We start from the raw sequence: 19,069 nt of genomic DNA on the forward strand, positions 1-19,069 counted from the left end.
GTTTTACTCCTCGTGCACGCCAAACTTTTTATCTAGTTGATTCATTTTGTGCATGTAAATAAAGATCAATAAAACAAACACATAGATGGCCCCTTGCTGGGCAAACCAAAAGCCTAATTTAAAACCAAAAAACTGAATAGTATTGAGTTGTTCAACCAGCAAAATGCCACATCCAAAAGACACTAAAAACCAAATGCTCAACAAAGTGAGTAATAAACGTAGGTTAGCTCGCCAATAGGCTTTTTTATCGGCTTCTGATGCAAATGCCATGCTCTACTCCTAGATTAGTTGTTGGCAGCTTTGCCCATAAAAGTGCTAGGCATGCTGAGTTTGAATCAATAAATTCGCTTTTGTTAACATAAAGTTAACTTATGCACTTTGCAATCATCAAACTCAGTTAGCATAAATAAATTAGCCAGCATCTAGCACTAGCCTCTTTTACGTATCACTAAGCGTCGGAATTTCTTTTTGGCGGGAGTAAAAATAGTGATGGGGTACTTAGGCGCGCGTTTTAATAGCTGAGTGTAGTCATCTTCATCAAAGCTTACTTCGCCGCCATGAGCCAAAATCACACTGGCCGGCTTTAGCTGCATAACCTTAGTTAAAGACTGTTTATATTGTTCAGGATAATTAACCGAAATAGGGGCAATAAAACGATTTTTTACCTTAACTAAAAGATCGCCAACATAAATCCTCATTGAAGCATTGTGTAACAAAGACAAATCTCTGTCGGTATGCCCAGGCGTAGTAAGCACTTGCCAATCTTCAAAATCTGGCAAATAACTTTGATCTTCTAACGCATAGTCAATACGTAAATAAGGTGAATACCAAAGGTTGCGCCTTGGTTTACCTAAACGACCGGCCACCCAAGCTGCCAATGTAATATCTAATAGATGTAAGGCTCTGCCTTTAAACCCCGTATACCATTGCTTGGGCTTATTGGCAGAGGCAATTTTACAGCCGGTAATGGTTCGTAACTTGTGCGCAGCACCCGCATGATCTGGATGCATATGAGTCACAACTATCAGTTTTAAATCACTTAGTGGGCGGTTTAAGCTGTGCTTAATAAATCGGGTGATTGTGCCTATATCAGCTCGGCAGCAGCCGTCTAATAATAAAAGTTTATCGGTATATTCAACTAAATAGATAGATTGAATATAACCGCCAATCTCATGAATTTTCATTTAGCTGCATAAAGCTTAAGCTTTATCATCTAAATCTACTTGTTTTTCAATATATTGAATGGCGTTTTGCAAACTACCAAAGGCGTTAATGAGGTTTTGACGGCCTTTGTTCATTAATTCTGGATCTTTGTTTTCTGACATCATCCATACCCAGGTACGGATCAATGATTCTGGCGGTGCATTTTTCATAGGACTATTAACACTCTTGTTCTAAACAGGGTACTTCTTTGGCTAGTATATCTTTCAGCATTTAATCGATCGAGTCTATTGTTAATTTAAGCAAAATCTTAGTCTTATAAATAAATGACTGGTAAAATCTGCTGAAGGCTCAAAAGTGGTGTTTATTAAAACAAATCAATGATTAAAATTGTGGTGGGTTCGCGTAATCCAGTAAAAATAAATGCAATTAAGCAGGCCTTTAGTCAGCTTTTTACTGATGAGCAGATTGAATGTGTTGGGGTAGACGCCCCTTCTGGGGTAGCAGATCAACCCATGACACAAACAGAAACACGCCAAGGTGCGCTAAATAGGGTTGATTATTGTAAAGCTCAAAATCAAGCTGATTATTATGCTGCCATAGAAGGTGGCGTTCACAATTTTACCGATGGTCCAGCAACTTTTGCCTACATTGCCATTGCCAATGAGCACAAAGTGTCGGTTGGGCGAAGTACGCAATTACCTTTACCCCAAAGGGTTTATCAGGCCTTAGTAAATGGCCAAGAATTGGGTAAGGTAATGGATGACTTATTTAACACCCAAAACGTTAAACAAAAACAAGGGGCAATTGGGTTATTAACTCAAGGCCAAGCAAGCAGAGAAAGTGTGTATACTCAAGCCGCAATATTAACCTTAGCGCCTTTTATTCATACTCAGCTTTATACATAATTTTTTATGTGCTGTTACAAAGACTAACTAAAACGGAGTGACAAAATGTCAGATCCCAAAGCCAATAAGCGCTTTTTTTTATTTAAATATTTAAGCAATGTCGAAGTGTTTGGCTGGGCATTGTGTATCTTTTCTATGCTAACTATTATTTTTAGCAAAGAAATAGCCCCACATGTATTACCTTTTGCTTGGATAGGCGCTATAGCAGGTGCAGCCATTTTAGGCTGGGGCATGGGGCGTAACCGTAAACCTAAATAGTCGCTTTAAACAATAAGGTGACAACTACCCCAGATTTATCTTTAAGATTATCTATTCTGATATCGCCATTGTGGTAAGTGGCAATGATTTTAGCTATGTACAAGCCCAGGCCTAAATGCGGCTGACTTGAGTGATGTTGCTTTCTAACAGACACCATAGAATCAAATAATTGGTTTTGCATGTTGTCGGGCAACACCTCGCCTTGATTCGCTACTGTAATTAAGAATCCTTGTTCACTGTTAACCATTTGAACCTGTATACAAGAGTCAACGGCGCTAAACTCCACTGCATTGGCAATGATTTTATCTAACATTTGCGCGAACAATTCTGGCGCGCCAAAAAACTTAGAATTAGATACCGCAATTTGCACCTCAAACTGCCGATTAGCATAAGCCATGCGATAGCCCGCAACGCATCCTAGTAATAACTCTTCTAGATCAAAACTTTCTCTTTCGTTGCTTTGCATAGCTTGCTCTAACCGCGTGGCTTCGCTCATGTTAGACAGTATTTTACTTAGGCGAGTAATACCTTGTTTGGCTCGGTCGACATAAGCTTGACTATCTGGCGTTTGATTTTCTAACAGTAAATTATCTAAAGACGAATTCACTATTGCCACTGGGGTTCGCAATTCATGAGACAAACGAGAAGCCATATTCTCAAGGTAGGCATTGTATTGGCTTAATTTGTTTAACACTTGAGTAAAGGTGCGAGATAAGTCGCCTATTTCATCATTAGTGCTAGAAGGGGTAATGCTGCCTATGATTTTACCTTGTTGATCTATCGCCCCTTCGGTTTCATCTCTTAATTTCCTGATACGCCATGAAATGCGGGTCGCTATTAAAAACAGCGCCAAAGTGCTTAACCCTATGACTAACAAAATATAATGAAATTGCTGCTCTAGGGCTTTGTTTCTTAAACTGCGAATGCCATGGGTTGTTTGCTCAACTACCACAGCACCCATGACTTTTTCATCAATATAAATAGGATGGGCTGCCGACATAATCACCGCTTTATTATCTGAACTTAAACGCCATAAAGAACTGGGGCTACCAGCCAATGCTTGTTGAATATCTTGTCCTTGTAGCGCATAGGCATCGCGTAGATCATCCACAAACTCGGCTGGGGGTTTAGTTAATACTTGATAATAAAGCGGCAATAGCCAATTTTTTTCAATATAGTCCCAACTTCCCTTAGTTTGCTGATTGTCTAAGTCGCTGCTAACTCCTGTAGCCCGCTGAATATCTCCAGAACGTGCTAAAACCCGCATATGTTTATCTACCACCCACACTCGTGCGTGAGAATATTGTAGGCCCTTTAGAATTTTTTCAATCTCTGGAGAAGGCACCAACACTGTGCCCAATGAATCTACTTTGGCCGGATTAGCTGTACCTATAATTTGTTCGACTTTGCGGCTTTGTGGATCATCTACATCAACAATAGCAAAGGCAATTTTGCTCGACAGCATAGCCAAAGGAAAACGCAATTCTAGTTGGTAACCTTGATTAGTATTACGCCAATGACCTTGAATTTTTGTGGCCAACACATCAGCTTGTAAGGACTCACTATCTGGCTTTAACTTATAAGCATTAACCCAGCCAGATTCGGTAGCCGCTACTATATAACGCTGAAACTCACCTTCGACGTTGGTCATAGCAATTTGCAAATGATCATTACGATCGATACGTAAACTGTTTTTTGGGCGCAGAACCACTGAGTCATCTACAACATCAAACATGGCATATAAGTAGTTATCAAACTGCCCCACCATATGCGAAAAGGTTAAACTCTCGGCCTGATAATTTTGCCTAGCATCGATCAGGTTTTGTTGGCCATAGGTAATAGCCAAGTGTTGATAATCTTGCCAATCGGCTAACTTTCCATCCAGCTGAATGGGATAGGCAATTTTATGTGCGTACAGGTCTGTACCTGGCCTCACATCAGTTAAATACGCAGACTGACTATCAAACAAAGCAGGACGTTCATGTAAGGCAGTCGCCACCGCCCTAGCTGTACCTACCATGGTTTGTTCTTGCCCAATTCGTAAATAGGTTTCCATTTCCCAAACGTATTGATAACCGAGCCAAGGAATGGCCAGTAAAAACGAAGAAAAGAACAGCAGTTTAAGGCGCAACCCTATACGCAAGCGGCTCATACCTTACCTTTATTAATCAACGGTTTTTCCACCTGTAGCCCATACCATAGACGGTTTCAATACAATCAAAGTTAGGGTCGATTTGCATAAACTTCTTACGTATTCGTTTAATATGAGAAGTAATAGTGGTGTCGTCTACCACCATTTTAGATTCATCCATTAGTTGTTGGCGGCTTTTAACATGCCCAGAAAATTTAGCAATGGCATGTAACATCCAAAACTCGGTCACGGTTAGCTCTATGCTTTGCTGCTGCCAGCTAACCGTCATACGGTTGCTGTCCATACTAAGCTCGCCGGTTTGAATTAAGTCAGATTGTTGCTGCGGCTGATTTAATAACTCTGTTCGTCTAAATAAAGCGGCAATACGCGCTAAGAGGTGCGGCAAGCTGATGTCTTTGGTTAAGTAATCGTCTGCCCCCATGCGTAATCCACATATAGTGTCGAAATCATTATCCCTTGCGGTAAAAAAGATAATAGGCAAGGTTTTAGACAAGCTGCGCAATAATTGGCAAACCGCAAAGCCCCCATCAATTTCGTCTTCTAAGCCAATATCTATTATGGCTAAGTCGGGTAATCTTTTTAAGAATGCTTGTTCACAACTATTTCTATTGCCATAGGCTTGCACTTCGTAACCTTGCTTAGTTAAGGCTGCGGTGTAGTTTTCTCTTAGAGCTGGGTCATCTTCTACCAGCGCGATGCGTTTTGACATAAGCCCTGCTTATTTTATTGGTTGATAACAACTAAACTTGGTCAAGCTGATCTAGCCTTTGATTGGCACTATATCTTAAATTTTGCCTAGGGTAAGGGCCTATCTTAGCTGAAACTTAAATTTCCATTTTTTCGCCACAATTCATCGGCAGATTGCCATTTTCTCTCCCTTTATCAGCCACATAGCCTGTGTTTAATAGAGTGGAATCACAAACACCCCTTAGGAGAGACTTATGAAATTAACAAAAACAAACCTTACCTTGGCCCTAACTTTTGCCGGTTTATTGTCTGGCAGCGCATTAGCCGATACACGCACTAAAGATGAGCAAACTAACGAAGTGATTGGTTTAAGTTCTGGCGTGATCATTGGCTCTGCTATTGCAGGTCCACTGGGCGGCGTGGTGGCCGGTATTTTTGGCGTTATGCTAGCCGACGACATTAATTCTGATAAACGTTTAGCCGACGCTAAAGTGTCGTTAAAGCAAAAAGAGCAAGACCTTTATGCTCTGCAGCAGAACTTCGAACAATCTAAACAACGAGCCATGCAACAAATTGCATCTATGAGCCAAGCATTAGAGCTAAATGTTGTAGACACCGAATCTAATATTCAATTTAAAACTGGCTCCTACAAATTGCAGGATCACTATAAGTCTCAGTTAGATTTAATTATTCAAAAGCTTAGAAAAAATCCCAGCCTGAGTGTTTCTTTGTCGGGTTTTGCAGACCAAAGAGGTGATAGTAGCTTTAACCAAGCCTTGTCTGAACAACGAGCTCTAAGCGTAAAAGCTTACTTGCTTAACCAAGGTGTTGAGGAGCAACAAATTTTGACCCAATCTTATGGTGAATCCAGCTTAGTAAGCGCAGGCAATGATTTTGAAGATGATTTCTTTGACCGCCGGGTATTATTAAAAGTGACTGAAGGCAATGCTGCTATGACCGCAGCGCGCTCACCTCAAACTAAATAAGCTTGGCAAAATTAGTCCTTTGTTATTTTGTAGACATAGGGCTAGTGAGTGTTTTTGTGGCGGCACCTAATTTAAGGTGCCGTTTTTTTATTGCCTAGCTTGTTAATGCGCCAACACTGCGAATAAATCAATCAAAAGCTAATTTACCTCACCCTTTACCGCCTTTTATAACATGATCAACTTGATAAATAACTAAATTGCCACATTTAAAAGGCATAATTTGGTACTATCTTGGAGCTAAATAATGCTTCGCTAAACACTGGCTAAAAGGATAGTTTTTATCATTTTTCTGTGTCTCTCAATTAATTCATCAATCTGGCAAATAAAACATAATGAAAGCACTGAGTATCAAAGGGTTAACTAAAACTTATCAAGGCGGCACTCAAGCCTTAAAAGGCATTGACCTAGAAGTCGAACAGGGTGACTTTTTTGCATTACTTGGACCTAACGGTGCGGGTAAATCTACCACTATTGGCATAGTCAGTTCCTTGGTTAATAAAACCGAGGGCGAGGTACGAGTATTTGATTATTCGTTAACCGAGCAACCGGTAGCAGCTAAATCTTGTATAGGCTTAGTGCCTCAAGAGTTTAACTTTAATATGTTCGAACCCTTGATGCAGATCATGCTGAATCAAGCGGGTTATTATGGGGTACCCAGAAGCGTAGCCAGACCCAGAGCCGAAAAATATTTAAAACAATTGGATTTATGGGAAAAGCGCCATTCACCTGCTAGGCAGTTATCTGGCGGTATGAAAAGACGCTTAATGATTGCCCGCGCCTTAATGCATGAACCCAGAATACTTATTCTTGACGAGCCCACCGCTGGTGTAGATATCGAAATTCGCCGTTCTATGTGGACTTTCTTACAAGAAATAAACCAACAAGGGGTGACCATTATATTAACCACTCATTACCTTGAAGAAGCCGAAATGTTATGTAGAAACATTGCCATTATTGATAAAGGCAAAATTGTACAAAACACTAGCATGAAAGCTTTATTAGCCACTTTGAATATCGAAACCTTTGTTTTAGATCTGTCTAAGAATATTGATTCTTTAAATTTAGATGGTTTTGAAAGCCGCTTATTAGACCCGCACACCCTAGAAGTAGATGTGCCTAAAGAATCAGGGCTAAACCCTGTATTTGAACAATTAACAACTAAGGGCATTCAAGTATTAAGCATGCGTAACAAGTCCAACCGATTAGAAGAGTTGTTTGTCAGAATGGTGGAGTCGGGTAAATCGAACGCAACTGCCACCGACAGCCAAAACAATACAGGAGACAAACAATGAACAACCTAAGCATGGTGGCTTTAACCACCATTTGGATAAAAGAGTGCAAACGTTTTTTACGCATTTGGATCCAAACTCTACTGCCACCTGCCATTACTATGTCTTTGTATTTTGTGATTTTTGGCAACCTTATTGGCAGCAGAATAGGCAATATGGGTGGCTTTAGTTACATGGAGTTTATTGTACCTGGCTTAATTATGATGGCGGTGATCACTAATGCTTATGCCAATGTGTCTAGTTCGTTTTATAGTGCTAAATACCAACGCAACCTAGAAGAACTGTTAGTGGCCCCAGTATCTACCTGGATTATTATTGGGGGGTACGTAGGAGGAGGTGTAGCAAGAGGCGTGTTAGTAGGCTTTATTGTTACCCTTGTTTCGTTATTTTTTGTGGATATTCAAATCTACAATTTGGCCATGATCCTTATCACTTTATTGTTAACCGCTATTTTGTTTGCCACAGCAGGCTTAATTAATGGCATTTTTGCCAACTCTTTTGATGATGTCAGCATAGTACCCACTTTTGTATTAACCCCATTAACCTATCTTGGCGGAGTGTTTTATTCACTGAGTTTGTTGCCAGAGTTTTGGCAGTGGGTAAGCAAAATCAACCCTATAGTGTATATGGTTAGCGGTTTTAGATATGGCTTTTTAGGTGTGTCAGAAATTAATTTTTGGTTGTCTTTGGCTATTTTAGTTGGCTTTAACCTGATCTTATTAGCTTTTGCCTACTCTTTGATTAAACGTGGTGTAGGTATTCGTAGTTAATGCAACATACCACACGTTTTATCTCCACTAATCAGTTAGGCATTCATCCTAACCTAGAAAAAGTCGTTAAAAAGCAGTTGACCCATGCCAGTCAAAAACCTATTTCTGCGCATACGCAACAAGCCTTTGAACAAGCCATGGCCTGGTTAGGTGATTGGCAAGGTGAGATAATTTTAGATAGTTGTTGTGGCGTTGGAGAAAGCACAGTGAATATTGCTGTAGCCCACCCGCAAGCCAAGGTAATTGGCGTAGATAAGTCTGCGCTACGTACCCATAAGCACCGTGCTTATGCTAAAGATGTTGATAATTATCTGATGATTAGGGCTGATTTAAACGACTTTTTACCCTTGTTAGTGCAAGCCAAAATTAAGCTCAGTAAACATTACCTTTTGTATCCTAACCCTTATCCTAAATCGGCGCATTTACAAAGACGTTGGTATGCGACCTCGGTCTTAGCCGATATGCTTAAACTAGGTGGCAGGTTAGAAGTAAGAAGTAACTGGCAACTTTATGTTCAAGAATTTTGCCAAGCTTTGCAAATGGCGAATATTAGCTGCCAAGCACAAGAGTATAAAACCAACCAGCCCATCACCCCCTTTGAGCGAAAATATTGGCAGAGCGGTCAGTCAAGTTGGCGATTGATAGTCGATCTAAATAGCTAATCATTTAGCTAGTCGGTGCTGGCTTTAGGTTGGCTAAAATAAAAGCCTTGGGCATAACGAATGCCTAGCTCTTTGGCTTTTTGTAAGCTGCTGCCTCGTTCGATTCGCTCAGCAATCAAATCAACACTTTTGTGGTTGGCTTCTTGGATTAGTTGCTGCATAAAATCGCTTAGCTCTTGGTTTTCATCGAGTTGTTCAAGCAGCTTAGCCGAAACTTTCACCCCAGAAATGGGCAAACTTAATAAGGTTTTTAAATCGGCACTGTGCTGATTAACGTTGTCTATCACTATTTTAAGTTTAAGTTGACGACATAACTCGGCAAAACGTAAAAACACTAAAGTGTCTGACAAAGCATTTTGTGCGGTGATTTCGATAGAAATACGTTGAGGGTTAGGATAATCCAACAACTGTGAACGTAAAAAAGTGATAGTGTCGGCGTCGGTTAAATCAGCCAAACTTAAGTTGATATTCCAGGCTAGGTTTAAGTCTCTAAAATAACTGGCACTGCGACTAAACACAGTTTGGGTAAGTTGCGAGACCGATTGCTGGCGTTCAACCAGAAACAAAAACTCTGTGGGTAAAAAACTGTGTTGATCTAAGGTCAGTAGCCTTGCTAGGCATTCATAACTGCACACTGTGTTGTTTTCCAAGTCCATAATAGGTTGGAAAAATGGCACAATATTATCTAAATCAAAACTGTCTTTAACTTCAGTTACCTGCATTTGCCATCAATTCTTTAACATCCTGTATTTTCAAGATATACCATGATTTTAATAATTGCTAGGTCAATACTTGGCTGTGCAATATCATGCCTATTGGTCTATTTGAGTATTTAAGGTAAAGTGCGCGACTTTCCTGTTGAATTTAAGGTTGTATTGTGGGTGAAGCTGAAGTCAGTTTAGAATTTTTGTATAAGGTGTTTACTAAGCCTGAAGGCAAAGACTCTACACTTGCACAGATTGAAAATCATCTTTCAGATAATCTCTCTGACTTTTTGTCGCAGCATGTAGTGGCCAAAGTTAATTCATTAGAGCAAATCGAACAAAGTTTTGCTGACTTTGTGGTGCCAGAATCTCCCGAATTTGTGTCTAAACACGCAGCGGATTTGTTAGACAAACTGGTAGCTAACTCGGTTAATACCTATTCACCTACTTTTATTGGGCATATGACCTCCGCCTTGCCTTATTTCCACCTGCCATTAGCCAAGTTGCTGGTTGGTCTTAACCAAAACCTAGTAAAAATAGAAACCTCTAAAGCCTTTACGCCTTTAGAGCGTCAAGTTTTAGGTATGCTGCACCAGATGGTGTATAACCAGCCCAGTGACTTTTATCAAAACTATTTACACAGTGCTAGCCATGCACTTGGCGCGTTTTGTTCGGGTGGCACCATTGCCAATATAACCGCTTTGTGGGTAGCCAGAAACAATGCTTTGGCCGCCGATGGCGACTTTAAAGGGGTAAGTCATGATGGGCTTGCTGCTGGCATGCAACACTATGGATATAAGAAACTAGGTATTCTCTCATCAAAACGCGGCCACTATTCGCTGTCTAAAGCAGTAGACGTACTGGGCTTAGGCAGACAACAAATGTTAACCGTTGATTGCCCTACCCAAAGATTGTCGGCTGAACAGGCCCTAGCTGTGGGTAAGCAATATCAGCAACAAGGCAATAAGTTATTAGCCATAGTTGGCATAGCAGGCACCACAGAAACAGGTGATGTGGACCCCTTAGACGAATTAGCCGATGTAGCCAAAGAGCTAGGCTGTCATTTTCATGTAGATGCCGCTTGGGGTGGCGCTACCTTGTTTTCAGAGCAGCATAAAGGTCTGCTTAAAGGAATTGAGAAGGCTGATTCTGTTACCTTAGATGCACATAAACAAATGTATGTGCCTATGGGTGCTGGCATGGTGTTGTTTAAAAACCCTAACGACAGCAATGCAGTGCGCCATCATGCTCAATATATTTTACGAGCTGGCTCTAAAGACTTAGGGGCTACCACTTTAGAAGGTTCACGTAATGGTATGGCCATGATGGTCTATGCTTCATTACATATTTTTGGTCGTAAAGGTTACCAATTATTAATTGATCAAAGCATAGCTAAAGCTAAACGCTTTGCCGCTATGATAGAGGCGCACCCTGACTTTGAATTAGTAACTACCCCCACTTTGTCTTTGCTCACCTATAGAGTGTGCCCACATGCATTACAACAACAATCCAGTAAGTTGCTACAAGCCAATGAATTATTAGATAGGCTAACAGTTGAAGTGCAAAAGAATCAACGTGAAGCAGGGCGCTCTTTTGTGTCTCGTACCCGCTTAACAACCCATGCTTACCCTAAACAAGCCATTACTGTATTTAGAGTGGTGTTAGCCAATCCACTAACCACAGAAGCGGATCTAACCAATATATTAAATGAGCAATTAGTACATGCTAAGCAAAGTAGCATATGGCAGCAGCTTGGCTGTTAGCCCAGAATCACAAACGTCTGGGCTAGCTTAGTTTTATAAGCTGATTTGAAGGTTGTCGATTAGGCGGGTTTTACCTAAAAACGCGGCAGCTAACAACACTATCTCTGAGTCTTCGTGGCTAGGTTGTAACAATGAATGGGCATTACGCACTTCTAAATAATCAGGTTTAAAACCTAATTCTGCCAACTTTGCTTTATAACTTTGCGCCAAGCGCGAAAAGTCTCGTCTACCTGCTTTAATTTCTTCTGCCATGGCTAGCATATTTTTATATAAAGTAGGTGCTAACTTACGCTCTTCGTCACGCAAATAGTGATTTCTTGAGCTCATTGCTAAACCATCTGATTCTCGAGTGGTTGGCACACCTATGACCTGAAGGTTCATAGATAAGTCAGTTACCATGGCTTTAATCACTTGCAATTGTTGAAAGTCTTTTTCGCCAAACAGTGCCACATTAGGTTGCACCATATTAAATAATTTACACACTATGGTGGCAACACCGCGAAAATGCCCAGGTCGACTGGCACCACAGATCATATAAGACAAGCCAGGCACTTCAACAAAGGTCTGTTGTTCTAAACCTCTGGCATAAATGTCCGCTACTTTAGGTAAAAACAAAGCGTCCACCCCAAGAGATTTTAACGCTTCGCAGTCGTTGTCTAAGGTGCGCGGATAGGCATCTAAATCTTCATCTGGGCCAAACTGCATAGGGTTTACAAAAATTGATACTACTACTATGTCGGCGTGCTTTTTGGCTTCTCTAACTAAGTTAAGGTGGCCTTGGTGTAAATTGCCCATGGTTGGCACAAAGGCAATAACTTTAGTTTCAGCTTGCCAACGACGGCGAGTCTCACGCAAGTCTGAAATATCACTAATTAATTGCATAACACTAATGGCCTTAAAAACTTATGAGTTAAAACTATGTTGCTCAGAAGGAAACTGCCCTTCTTGCACATCTTGAATATATAAATTCACGGCTTCGCGAATATCGTTGGTGAGGGTCAAATAATTTTTAGAAAACTTAGGCATGTAATTGGCACTAATGCCTAACATATCGTGCATCACCAAAATTTGCCCATCGGTTTCGGCTCCCGCACCAATGCCTATCACAGGTATGCTTAAAGCTTGGGTAATTTTTGCGGCTAAATCGACTGGGATACACTCTAGTACTAATAGCTGAATGCCAGCTTGCTCTAACAATTTTGCCTGCTCTAAAATGCTTTCGGCCTGTAAATCGTCTCGGCCTTGGACTTTAAAACCACCAAATACATGTACAGACTGAGGGGTTAAACCTAAATGTCCACACACAGGTACGCTGCGCTCATGTAAACCTTTAATGGTGTCTAACAGCCATGCTCCGCCTTCTAATTTAACCATGCTGGCGCCAGCTTTCATTAGCTCTGCGGCATTTAAATAAGCTTGCTCTGGAGTGGAGTAAGACATAAAGGGCATGTCGGCCACTACAAATGCTCGCTCTACGCCTTTTCTTACTGCTGCAGTATGATAAGCCACCTCTTCAACCGTTACGTTTAGGGTGTCATCTTCACCTTTTAATACCATGCCTAACGAGTCACCAATCAATAAGAGATCTACCCCTTGTTGATCAAATAACTTAGCAAAACTTGCATCGTAAGCAGTTAGCGCAGTAATTTTTTTGCTCTCTTGCTTCATTTTTAGCAAGCTTGAGGTTGTGACTTTTTTCATTCTGATTTCACCCACTATTGCTAATCTTTAATAGGTTTTTGGTTTATTAACCCTGCACTATAAAGTATTTCTATAAAATAATTAACTTTGCATACCTGGCTTTAATTTTTGCAAGCCGTTTAACGGACAGCGCTTAACTAACTCAGCAAGCTTTTCACCACAAGGTAAGATTAACTCTGGCGCTATTTCGAATAAGGGATATAACACAAACTCGCGTTCTTTCATGCCGTAATGTGGGATGGTTAAACTGTCTGTGTGCATGCTTAGGTTTGCATAGAGCAAAATATCTAGGTCTAAGGTTCGAGGTCCCCAACGGTTAGCTTTTCTTACTCGCCCTTGCTGTAGCTCAATGGCTTGAGTTTTAGCTAACATCTCTACAGGCGAGAGTTGGCTATTAATTAATGCTACTGCGTTTACATAATTGGGTTGATCTGTTGGCCCCATAGGCAAGCTAGAATACAAACTCGAATGACAAACCAAGTGTGTATTAGGCAGGCTGTCTAAACACTTAATTGCAGTCGCAAGTTGTTGTTCAGGATCAGCTAAATTGCTGCCTAATCCTATATAGACCGGATTCATGCTTTAGGTTTTGGCTTTCTGCGCGGACGCCTTGGACGTCGAGTAGGCCCGCCATTTTGTTCACGTAGCTTTTGCAACATGTTCTTTCGTTGGTCTTCGCTAGCTTCTTGAAAATCAGTCCACCACTCGGCCAACTCAAATAATTCACCACCTTCTATTTGCCCGCGCAACAATAAAAAGTCGTAAGCGGCCCTAAATTTAGGATGTTCCAATAATTGATAGGCACGACGACCATAACGTTTAGGTAAACGATTTTGCAGTTGCCAGATTTCACGTATAGGTGCGGTAAAACGCTTAGGGATCATTATGCGTTGAATCTGACGGTGCAATACATCGTTCAAGGCTAAGTTAAAGGCATCAAAGTAATTTAACCCACCTTCAACCATAAGTTGCTGGCAACGCTCTTCTAATGGATACCACATAAATGCCGCAAATATAAAGGCTGGCGTGACCCTTTGCCCAGTATTAATGCGGTTATCTGTATTAGTAAGCACTTGCTCTACAAAGCGCGATTCGCGACTGTCTGGTTGCTGTAACAAAGGCGCAAGTTGAGGAAATAAGGGTTCAAATAAATGGTATTCAGCTAACAACTTATAGGTTACTAGGCCTTGCCCAGACAAGAATAATTTTAATACTTCTTCAAACAGTCTAGCTGGGGGAATATTGGCCAATAGTGGCGCTAAGGCTTTAATGGGTTCAGCACTCTTTGGTGCAATCTGCATATTTAATTTAGCCGCAAACCTTACGGCTCTTAACATGCGTACAGGATCTTCCCGGTAACGAGTTTCAGGGTCACCTATTAGGGCAATTTCTTTGTTTTTAATGGCTTGCATGCCACCAGCAAAATCACTAATTGAATAGTCGGCTATGTTGTAATACATGGCGTTAATAGTGAAGTCGCGACGTTGTGCGTCTTCTTCTATGCTGCCAAATACGTTATCTCGTAATAGTTGGCCTTTATCACTTTGTTTACTGACTTTAGATTGTTCATCTTGGTTATTTTCGTGATGCCCTCTAAAGGTAGCAACTTCAATAATTTCTCGACCAAAAACAATATGTGCCAACCGAAAGCGTCGACCTATTAAACGGCAATTACGAAACAAGGCTTTAACTTGTTCTGGCGTAGCATCGGTAGTGACATCAAAATCTTTGGGCTCTTTACCTAAAAGTGCGTCGCGCACACAACCGCCAACTAAATAAGCTTGATAACCACTATTGTGCAGTCGATAAAGCACTTTGAGCGCATTTTCACTCATTGAGGAACGAGAGACAGAGTGTTCAGAACGCGGGATCACTTTTGCCACCAGCTCAGTCGTTTGAGGGGCTGGTTTACTGCGCAATGCGCCTTTCACTTTATCGATTACACGAGAAATAATAACGTTTGCTCCTTGGCCAAAGTTAGTCTCAAAAATTCGGCGCTAATCATATACTGTCTGCCCGTCCAATTCTATTGTCAATACACGCTCTTTGCTTAGTTAATTGACGCACGTCCCATGCTTGAATAGCCCATAGTAAAATCAATTCAGGTTCACTGCTTTTTAACTCCACAGGGGGAGCCAAGCCTAAAAACTCTAACGCGTAAAATAAATTGCTAGACACAGAGTTAATACTTACTTCAGATGCATGATTTTGTTTACTGAGTTTTTTACCTTCAGCATTAGTGACCAAAGGAAAATGCAAAAAATCTGGGGGCTTAGCATTAAAAGCTTGATAAAGAGCCAACTGGTAGAAAGTTGCATCGAGTAAATCTGCGCCGCGCGCCACTTCTGTAATGCCTTGTTCAATATCATCTACTACTACAGCTAACTGGTAGGCAAATAGTCCATCTTTTCTTTGAATAGCAAATTGTTTTACCAGTTGCTCTGGTTTAAAGCTCACTTGGCCTAACAATTGGTCGGTAAATTCTAGGGAAGGCCTATGATAGATAAATCTAATGGCTGCTGGTTGCTTAACCTTAGTAGCATTAACACAAGAGCATAATTGATTAGCCGGCAACTCAGCGAGTTGAGCGCGCGTGCATTGGCAATAAAAAGTGCAGCCCTGTTGTTTTAAATATTGAATTTTTTCTTGATACAAAGCTGTGCGTTGGCTTTGATACAAGACAGTATCATCCCAAAACAGATGATGGGCTTCTAAACAAGTTAAAATCGACTCTGTGGCACCTGCCACTTCTCTTGGAGGATCTATATCTTCAATTCTTACTAACCATTTACCTTGATGTTTTTTAGCTTGCAAAAAACTACCTAAGGCAGTGACTAGTGAGCCAAAATGCAAAGGACCAGAAGGTGAAGGAGCAAAACGCCCAATATAATGAGAGGTAAAAGAAGAGTGAGTCATGTCGAGATCACTGCAGGCAATGCTCAAGTGTTTTTCATTGACTACCAAGCAATGTTATACACATAACATTGCTTAGTATAAGGAGTAACCAAGGATTAGCCTTGAAGTTGCTTCTCTTTAATTTCTGCCATGGTTTTGCAGTCAATGCATAAATCAGCTGTAGGTCTTGCTTCTAAACGACGTACGCCAATTTCGATGCCGCAAGTATCACAAAAACCAAAATCGTCTTCATCTATACGCTTCAACGTTTTTTCGATTTTTTTGATAAGTTTGCGTTCTCTATCACGGGTACGTAACTCTAAGCTAAACTCTTCTTCTTGAGCTGCACGATCGACAGGATCAGGAAAGTTCGCCGCTTCATCTTGCATATGATGAACTGTACGATCGACTTCTTGACGAAGCTGATCACGCCACGCTTTCAATAATAAACTGAAGTGCTTCATCTGCGCTTCGTTCATATATTCCTCGCCTTTTTTCTCCTGGTAAGGAGTCAATCCGGCTAAGGCTAATAAACCAAGTGTTTTATTCGTATTTGCTGTTGGCATCTGCCAATTCTCCTAAACTACGGCATGAGCTGTTTTGCGCAAGGCGGCTATGTATATCAGAAAGCCAATGCACTGGCAATTAATTGCGCGATTTGTCTACCGTTAGAGTGAAAACAATTTAAGCAAGGCAATATGGAGTCCTAATTAAAAAAATCAACTTTTATTTTACAATAAAACCGGCAACGCTTGATTTATAACGATTTTTTCAGGGCTAATGGCACATCCATAACAAACGACTTCCACCCCACTAAGTATAGCTTGCTTGAGGATTTCGGCGTAATCTGGGTCTATATGTTGTGCGACTTTTACTGAATCAATGCCCGTATGTTGCACACAAAATAATAATATTGCGCGTTTGCCTTGCTCAGCAATAGCAGACAGTTCTCTTAAGTGCTTTTGCCCTCTTAGGGTTTTGGCATCGGGGAAAAAGCCTTGGCCGTTTTCTAGCAAAGTCACAGATTTCACTTCCACATAACAATCGGCTTGGTCAGGGTGAGTAAGCAAAAAATCGATGCGACTATTTTCTTCGCCAAACTTTACTTCGCTTTGTAGGTTTTGATAGTGCTGTAGTTCTTGTATCTGTTTGTTTTCTAGGGCTTCTTTTACTAACTGGTTGGCTTTAAGGGTATTCACCCCTATCCAATGTTGCTGGTCTGTTTTAACCAGTTCCCAAGAATAAGCTAATTTTCGCTTGGGGTTGTCACTCTTAGACAAGTAAACCGTCCAACCAGGCTCAGCACAACCAGTCATGGCCCCGGTGTTGGCACAATGGGCTGTAATTATGCTGCCATCATTTAGTTCTACGTCGGCTAAAAACCTTTTGTATCGCTTTATTAATTGGCCTTGTATGAGCAAAGGTGAAAACTGCATCTTGAATCACTTATAATTATGTGGGCTTTATTGCACCGTGTTATTGTATTTAGGATTATTTATTTGGAGAACTTATGTCTCAGTTATCGGTTTTTATTACCACCCAACCACCAGCCAATTATTACAGTGCAAAATCTGTAGTAACCATGGATGGCCAAAACGCACAAATCCATTTAAACAATAATGAACATGAACTCAATGTTATCAAAAAAGCGGCTCGCTCATTAGATAATTTAGGTATTGAGCAAGTTGCATTAAGCGGTGAATGGTCGATTGAACAACAATGGGCTTTTGCTCAAAGTTTTACTACCACAAAAAAACAGCATCATATTCAATGGTGTGATGACAGTCATGCCACTGAGTTATCGCATCGCTATCAAGCCATGGTGTTTACTCGCAACCTAACCAATGCTACACCAGAAGATTTATCCCCAGAAATGTTAGCGGATAAATGTGAACAATGGTTAGCGTCTTTAGATGGCGCCAGTATTAGTGCCAAACGTTGGGTAGGCGAAGCATTGAAGGAAGCGGGTTGGATGGGGGTCTACCATGTAGGTAGAGGCAGTAACCGTCCTCCGGTTTTATTAGAAATTGACTATAACCCTAGCCAAGATCCTAATGCACCAGTTGCCGCTTCTTTGGTGGGTAAAGGCATTACCTTTGACAGTGGCGGCTACAGCATTAAAAGTAGCGAAGGCATGTTGCATATGAAATGCGATATGGGTGGTGCTGCCACAGTAACAGGTGGACTTGGGCTGGCAATTCTACGAGGCCTAAAAAAGCGGGTTAAACTGTACTTATGCTGTGCTGAAAACCTAATTAGCGGCCATGCGTACAAGCTAGGGGATATTATTACCTATAAAAATGGCACCACAGTTGAAATAGTCAATACCGATGCCGAAGGTCGTTTGGTATTAGCAGATGGTTTAATGGCGGCTACTGAAACTGGCGCACCTCTAATTATTGATGCCGCAACCTTAACGGGTGCAGCCCCAGTAGCTTTAGGTGAAGAATACAATGCCTTTTTTGCCCTAGATAAAGCTCTTCAAACTAGAGTATTAGATTACTCTGCCAAAGAGTTTGAACCTTCATGGAGTCTACCTTTAGAAACTTGGCATAGAGACAAATGTCCTTCTCCCTATGCAGATACGGCTAATAGTCGTGCGCAAAAAGGAGGGGGAACAGGTGGCGCCTCTAATGCCGCAGGTTTTCTATCACGTTTTGTAAACCCTGAGGGCAAAGGTTGGTTGCACATAGATTTAGCAGCGGCCTACCACGCTAATGGCACACCTTTAATGCCAGCAGGTGCGACAGCCCAAGGAATACGAACCATAGCCAGAGCGCTGTTTGAAGAATCGTAATTTAAACCAGAGGGTGAGAGTGATCTTGCCCTCTTAATTTTTCTAGTTGGATTAGAGTCCACCTAGCCTTTCAGCTAATACTTTATACTTTTCAACCGCTTCTTTTTCGAACAAAGGATTGCCAGCAGCATCTTTTTCAGCAGCGGGTAGCAAGCTTTCTCTTTCGAGTCTTTCCACTCTTACTTCTTGTACACCTAGAAACTCAGCCACTTGTGCAACACTCATCAGACTCATGGGTCAATCCTCATTGATTTGTTTTTTTAAGAAATGCTAATTAGTAAAGCGCAAAGTGAAATTATTGCTAACTCTGTTCGCCACCTAGGGTATAATTTTGCA

General features: G+C 41.1%; 22 protein-coding genes. 8 read left to right on the forward strand and 14 right to left on the reverse strand.

Annotated elements, in window-relative coordinates:
* Nucleotides 1–3 precede the first annotated feature (3 nt).
* From ACVCDT_RS01215 to ACVCDT_RS01225, 3 genes are all read right to left on the reverse strand, one after another.
* Complete coding sequence (locus tag ACVCDT_RS01215; RefSeq protein ID WP_447130916.1) at nt 4–270, reverse strand: DUF4212 domain-containing protein; 267 nt, start codon at nt 268–270, stop codon at nt 4–6.
* A gap of 158 nt (nt 271–428) precedes the next feature.
* On the reverse strand, nt 429–1,184 hold the full coding sequence (locus ACVCDT_RS01220; RefSeq protein WP_447130917.1) for an MBL fold metallo-hydrolase: 756 nt from the start codon (nt 1,182–1,184) through the stop codon (nt 429–431).
* A 15-nt stretch (nt 1,185–1,199) separates the two neighbouring features.
* Nucleotides 1,200–1,373, reverse strand: coding sequence for a hypothetical protein (locus ACVCDT_RS01225; protein WP_447130918.1), 174 nt, complete (start codon nt 1,371–1,373; stop codon nt 1,200–1,202).
* A 168-nt stretch (nt 1,374–1,541) separates the two neighbouring features.
* Between ACVCDT_RS01225 and yjjX the strand changes: the two genes are divergently transcribed.
* Both yjjX and ACVCDT_RS01235 read left to right on the forward strand, forming a co-directional pair.
* Entirely contained in the window at nt 1,542–2,069 is a 528-nt protein-coding gene (yjjX, locus tag ACVCDT_RS01230; RefSeq protein ID WP_447130919.1) for an inosine/xanthosine triphosphatase, read from the forward strand.
* A gap of 45 nt (nt 2,070–2,114) precedes the next feature.
* On the forward strand, nt 2,115–2,327 hold the full coding sequence (locus tag ACVCDT_RS01235) for a hypothetical protein (protein ID WP_447130920.1): 213 nt from the start codon (nt 2,115–2,117) through the stop codon (nt 2,325–2,327).
* On the opposite strand, the gene pdsS is transcribed toward ACVCDT_RS01235, so the two are convergent.
* Both pdsS and pdsR read right to left on the reverse strand, forming a co-directional pair.
* Nucleotides 2,320–4,479 carry a proteobacterial dedicated sortase system histidine kinase gene (gene pdsS / locus ACVCDT_RS01240; RefSeq protein ID WP_447130921.1) on the reverse strand — a complete coding sequence of 720 codons (2,160 nt, stop codon included), beginning with the start codon at nt 4,477–4,479 and terminating at the stop codon, nt 2,320–2,322. The genes ACVCDT_RS01235 and pdsS overlap by 8 nt on opposite strands.
* A gap of 16 nt (nt 4,480–4,495) precedes the next feature.
* Nucleotides 4,496–5,188 carry a proteobacterial dedicated sortase system response regulator gene (pdsR, locus tag ACVCDT_RS01245; RefSeq protein WP_447130922.1) on the reverse strand — a complete coding sequence of 231 codons (693 nt, stop codon included), beginning with the start codon at nt 5,186–5,188 and terminating at the stop codon, nt 4,496–4,498.
* A gap of 232 nt (nt 5,189–5,420) precedes the next feature.
* Here pdsR and pdsO point away from each other — a divergent pair, with 232 nt between their 5' ends.
* The 4 genes from pdsO to trmB all read left to right on the forward strand — a co-directional run bounded on the left by pdsO (nt 5,421) and on the right by trmB (nt 8,873).
* Nucleotides 5,421–6,152: a sortase-associated OmpA-like protein PdsO gene (gene pdsO, locus ACVCDT_RS01250; protein ID WP_447130923.1), complete on the forward strand. Its 732-nt coding sequence runs from the start codon at nt 5,421–5,423 to the stop codon at nt 6,150–6,152.
* 332 nt (nt 6,153–6,484) lie between these two features.
* The gene (locus ACVCDT_RS01255; protein WP_447130924.1) at nt 6,485–7,444 is read left to right on the forward strand and encodes an ABC transporter ATP-binding protein; all 960 of its coding nucleotides are present in this window, start codon (nt 6,485–6,487) and stop codon (nt 7,442–7,444) included.
* The gene (locus ACVCDT_RS01260) at nt 7,441–8,211 is read left to right on the forward strand and encodes an ABC transporter permease (RefSeq protein WP_447130925.1); all 771 of its coding nucleotides are present in this window, start codon (nt 7,441–7,443) and stop codon (nt 8,209–8,211) included. Before ACVCDT_RS01255 ends, ACVCDT_RS01260 begins: the two co-directional genes overlap by 4 nt.
* Nucleotides 8,211–8,873 (forward strand): tRNA (guanine(46)-N(7))-methyltransferase TrmB, encoded by a 663-nt coding sequence (gene trmB / locus ACVCDT_RS01265; protein ID WP_447130926.1) that lies wholly within the window; start codon nt 8,211–8,213, stop codon nt 8,871–8,873. Before ACVCDT_RS01260 ends, trmB begins: the two co-directional genes overlap by 1 nt.
* A gap of 8 nt (nt 8,874–8,881) precedes the next feature.
* Here trmB and ACVCDT_RS01270 read toward each other — a convergent pair whose 3' ends face one another.
* Nucleotides 8,882–9,595, reverse strand: coding sequence for an EAL domain-containing protein (locus ACVCDT_RS01270; RefSeq protein ID WP_447130927.1), 714 nt, complete (start codon nt 9,593–9,595; stop codon nt 8,882–8,884).
* Nucleotides 9,596–9,750: 155 nt separating this feature from the next.
* Here ACVCDT_RS01270 and panP point away from each other — a divergent pair, with 155 nt between their 5' ends.
* On the forward strand, nt 9,751–11,340 hold the full coding sequence (panP, locus tag ACVCDT_RS01275) for a pyridoxal-dependent aspartate 1-decarboxylase PanP (RefSeq protein ID WP_447130928.1): 1,590 nt from the start codon (nt 9,751–9,753) through the stop codon (nt 11,338–11,340).
* A 33-nt stretch (nt 11,341–11,373) separates the two neighbouring features.
* On the opposite strand, the gene panC is transcribed toward panP, so the two are convergent.
* The 7 genes from panC to sfsA form a co-directional block, all read right to left on the reverse strand.
* Complete coding sequence (gene panC / locus ACVCDT_RS01280) at nt 11,374–12,222, reverse strand: pantoate--beta-alanine ligase (protein WP_447130929.1); 849 nt, start codon at nt 12,220–12,222, stop codon at nt 11,374–11,376.
* Nucleotides 12,223–12,243: 21 nt separating this feature from the next.
* Nucleotides 12,244–13,041, reverse strand: coding sequence for a 3-methyl-2-oxobutanoate hydroxymethyltransferase (gene panB, locus ACVCDT_RS01285; RefSeq protein WP_447130930.1), 798 nt, complete (start codon nt 13,039–13,041; stop codon nt 12,244–12,246).
* An 81-nt stretch (nt 13,042–13,122) separates the two neighbouring features.
* The gene (gene folK, locus ACVCDT_RS01290) at nt 13,123–13,620 is read right to left on the reverse strand and encodes a 2-amino-4-hydroxy-6-hydroxymethyldihydropteridine diphosphokinase (RefSeq protein ID WP_447130931.1); all 498 of its coding nucleotides are present in this window, start codon (nt 13,618–13,620) and stop codon (nt 13,123–13,125) included.
* Entirely contained in the window at nt 13,617–14,912 is a 1,296-nt protein-coding gene (gene pcnB, locus ACVCDT_RS01295) for a polynucleotide adenylyltransferase PcnB (protein WP_447131266.1), read from the reverse strand. The genes folK and pcnB overlap by 4 nt, the downstream gene beginning before the upstream one ends.
* Before the next feature lie 130 nt (nt 14,913–15,042).
* Nucleotides 15,043–15,984 (reverse strand): tRNA glutamyl-Q(34) synthetase GluQRS, encoded by a 942-nt coding sequence (gene gluQRS / locus ACVCDT_RS01300; protein ID WP_447130932.1) that lies wholly within the window; start codon nt 15,982–15,984, stop codon nt 15,043–15,045.
* Nucleotides 15,985–16,052: 68 nt separating this feature from the next.
* Entirely contained in the window at nt 16,053–16,502 is a 450-nt protein-coding gene (gene dksA, locus ACVCDT_RS01305; protein WP_447130933.1) for an RNA polymerase-binding protein DksA, read from the reverse strand.
* 165 nt (nt 16,503–16,667) lie between these two features.
* Complete coding sequence (gene sfsA / locus ACVCDT_RS01310; RefSeq protein WP_447130934.1) at nt 16,668–17,372, reverse strand: DNA/RNA nuclease SfsA; 705 nt, start codon at nt 17,370–17,372, stop codon at nt 16,668–16,670.
* Nucleotides 17,373–17,446: 74 nt separating this feature from the next.
* Here sfsA and pepB point away from each other — a divergent pair, with 74 nt between their 5' ends.
* Entirely contained in the window at nt 17,447–18,733 is a 1,287-nt protein-coding gene (gene pepB / locus ACVCDT_RS01315) for an aminopeptidase PepB (protein WP_447130935.1), read from the forward strand.
* 51 nt (nt 18,734–18,784) lie between these two features.
* Here the strand turns inward: pepB and ACVCDT_RS01320 are convergent, their stop codons facing one another.
* Entirely contained in the window at nt 18,785–18,967 is a 183-nt protein-coding gene (locus ACVCDT_RS01320) for a helix-turn-helix domain-containing protein (RefSeq protein WP_447130936.1), read from the reverse strand.
* Nucleotides 18,968–19,069 lie beyond the last annotated feature (102 nt).

This window comes from Paraglaciecola aestuariivivens (genome assembly GCF_052983255.1).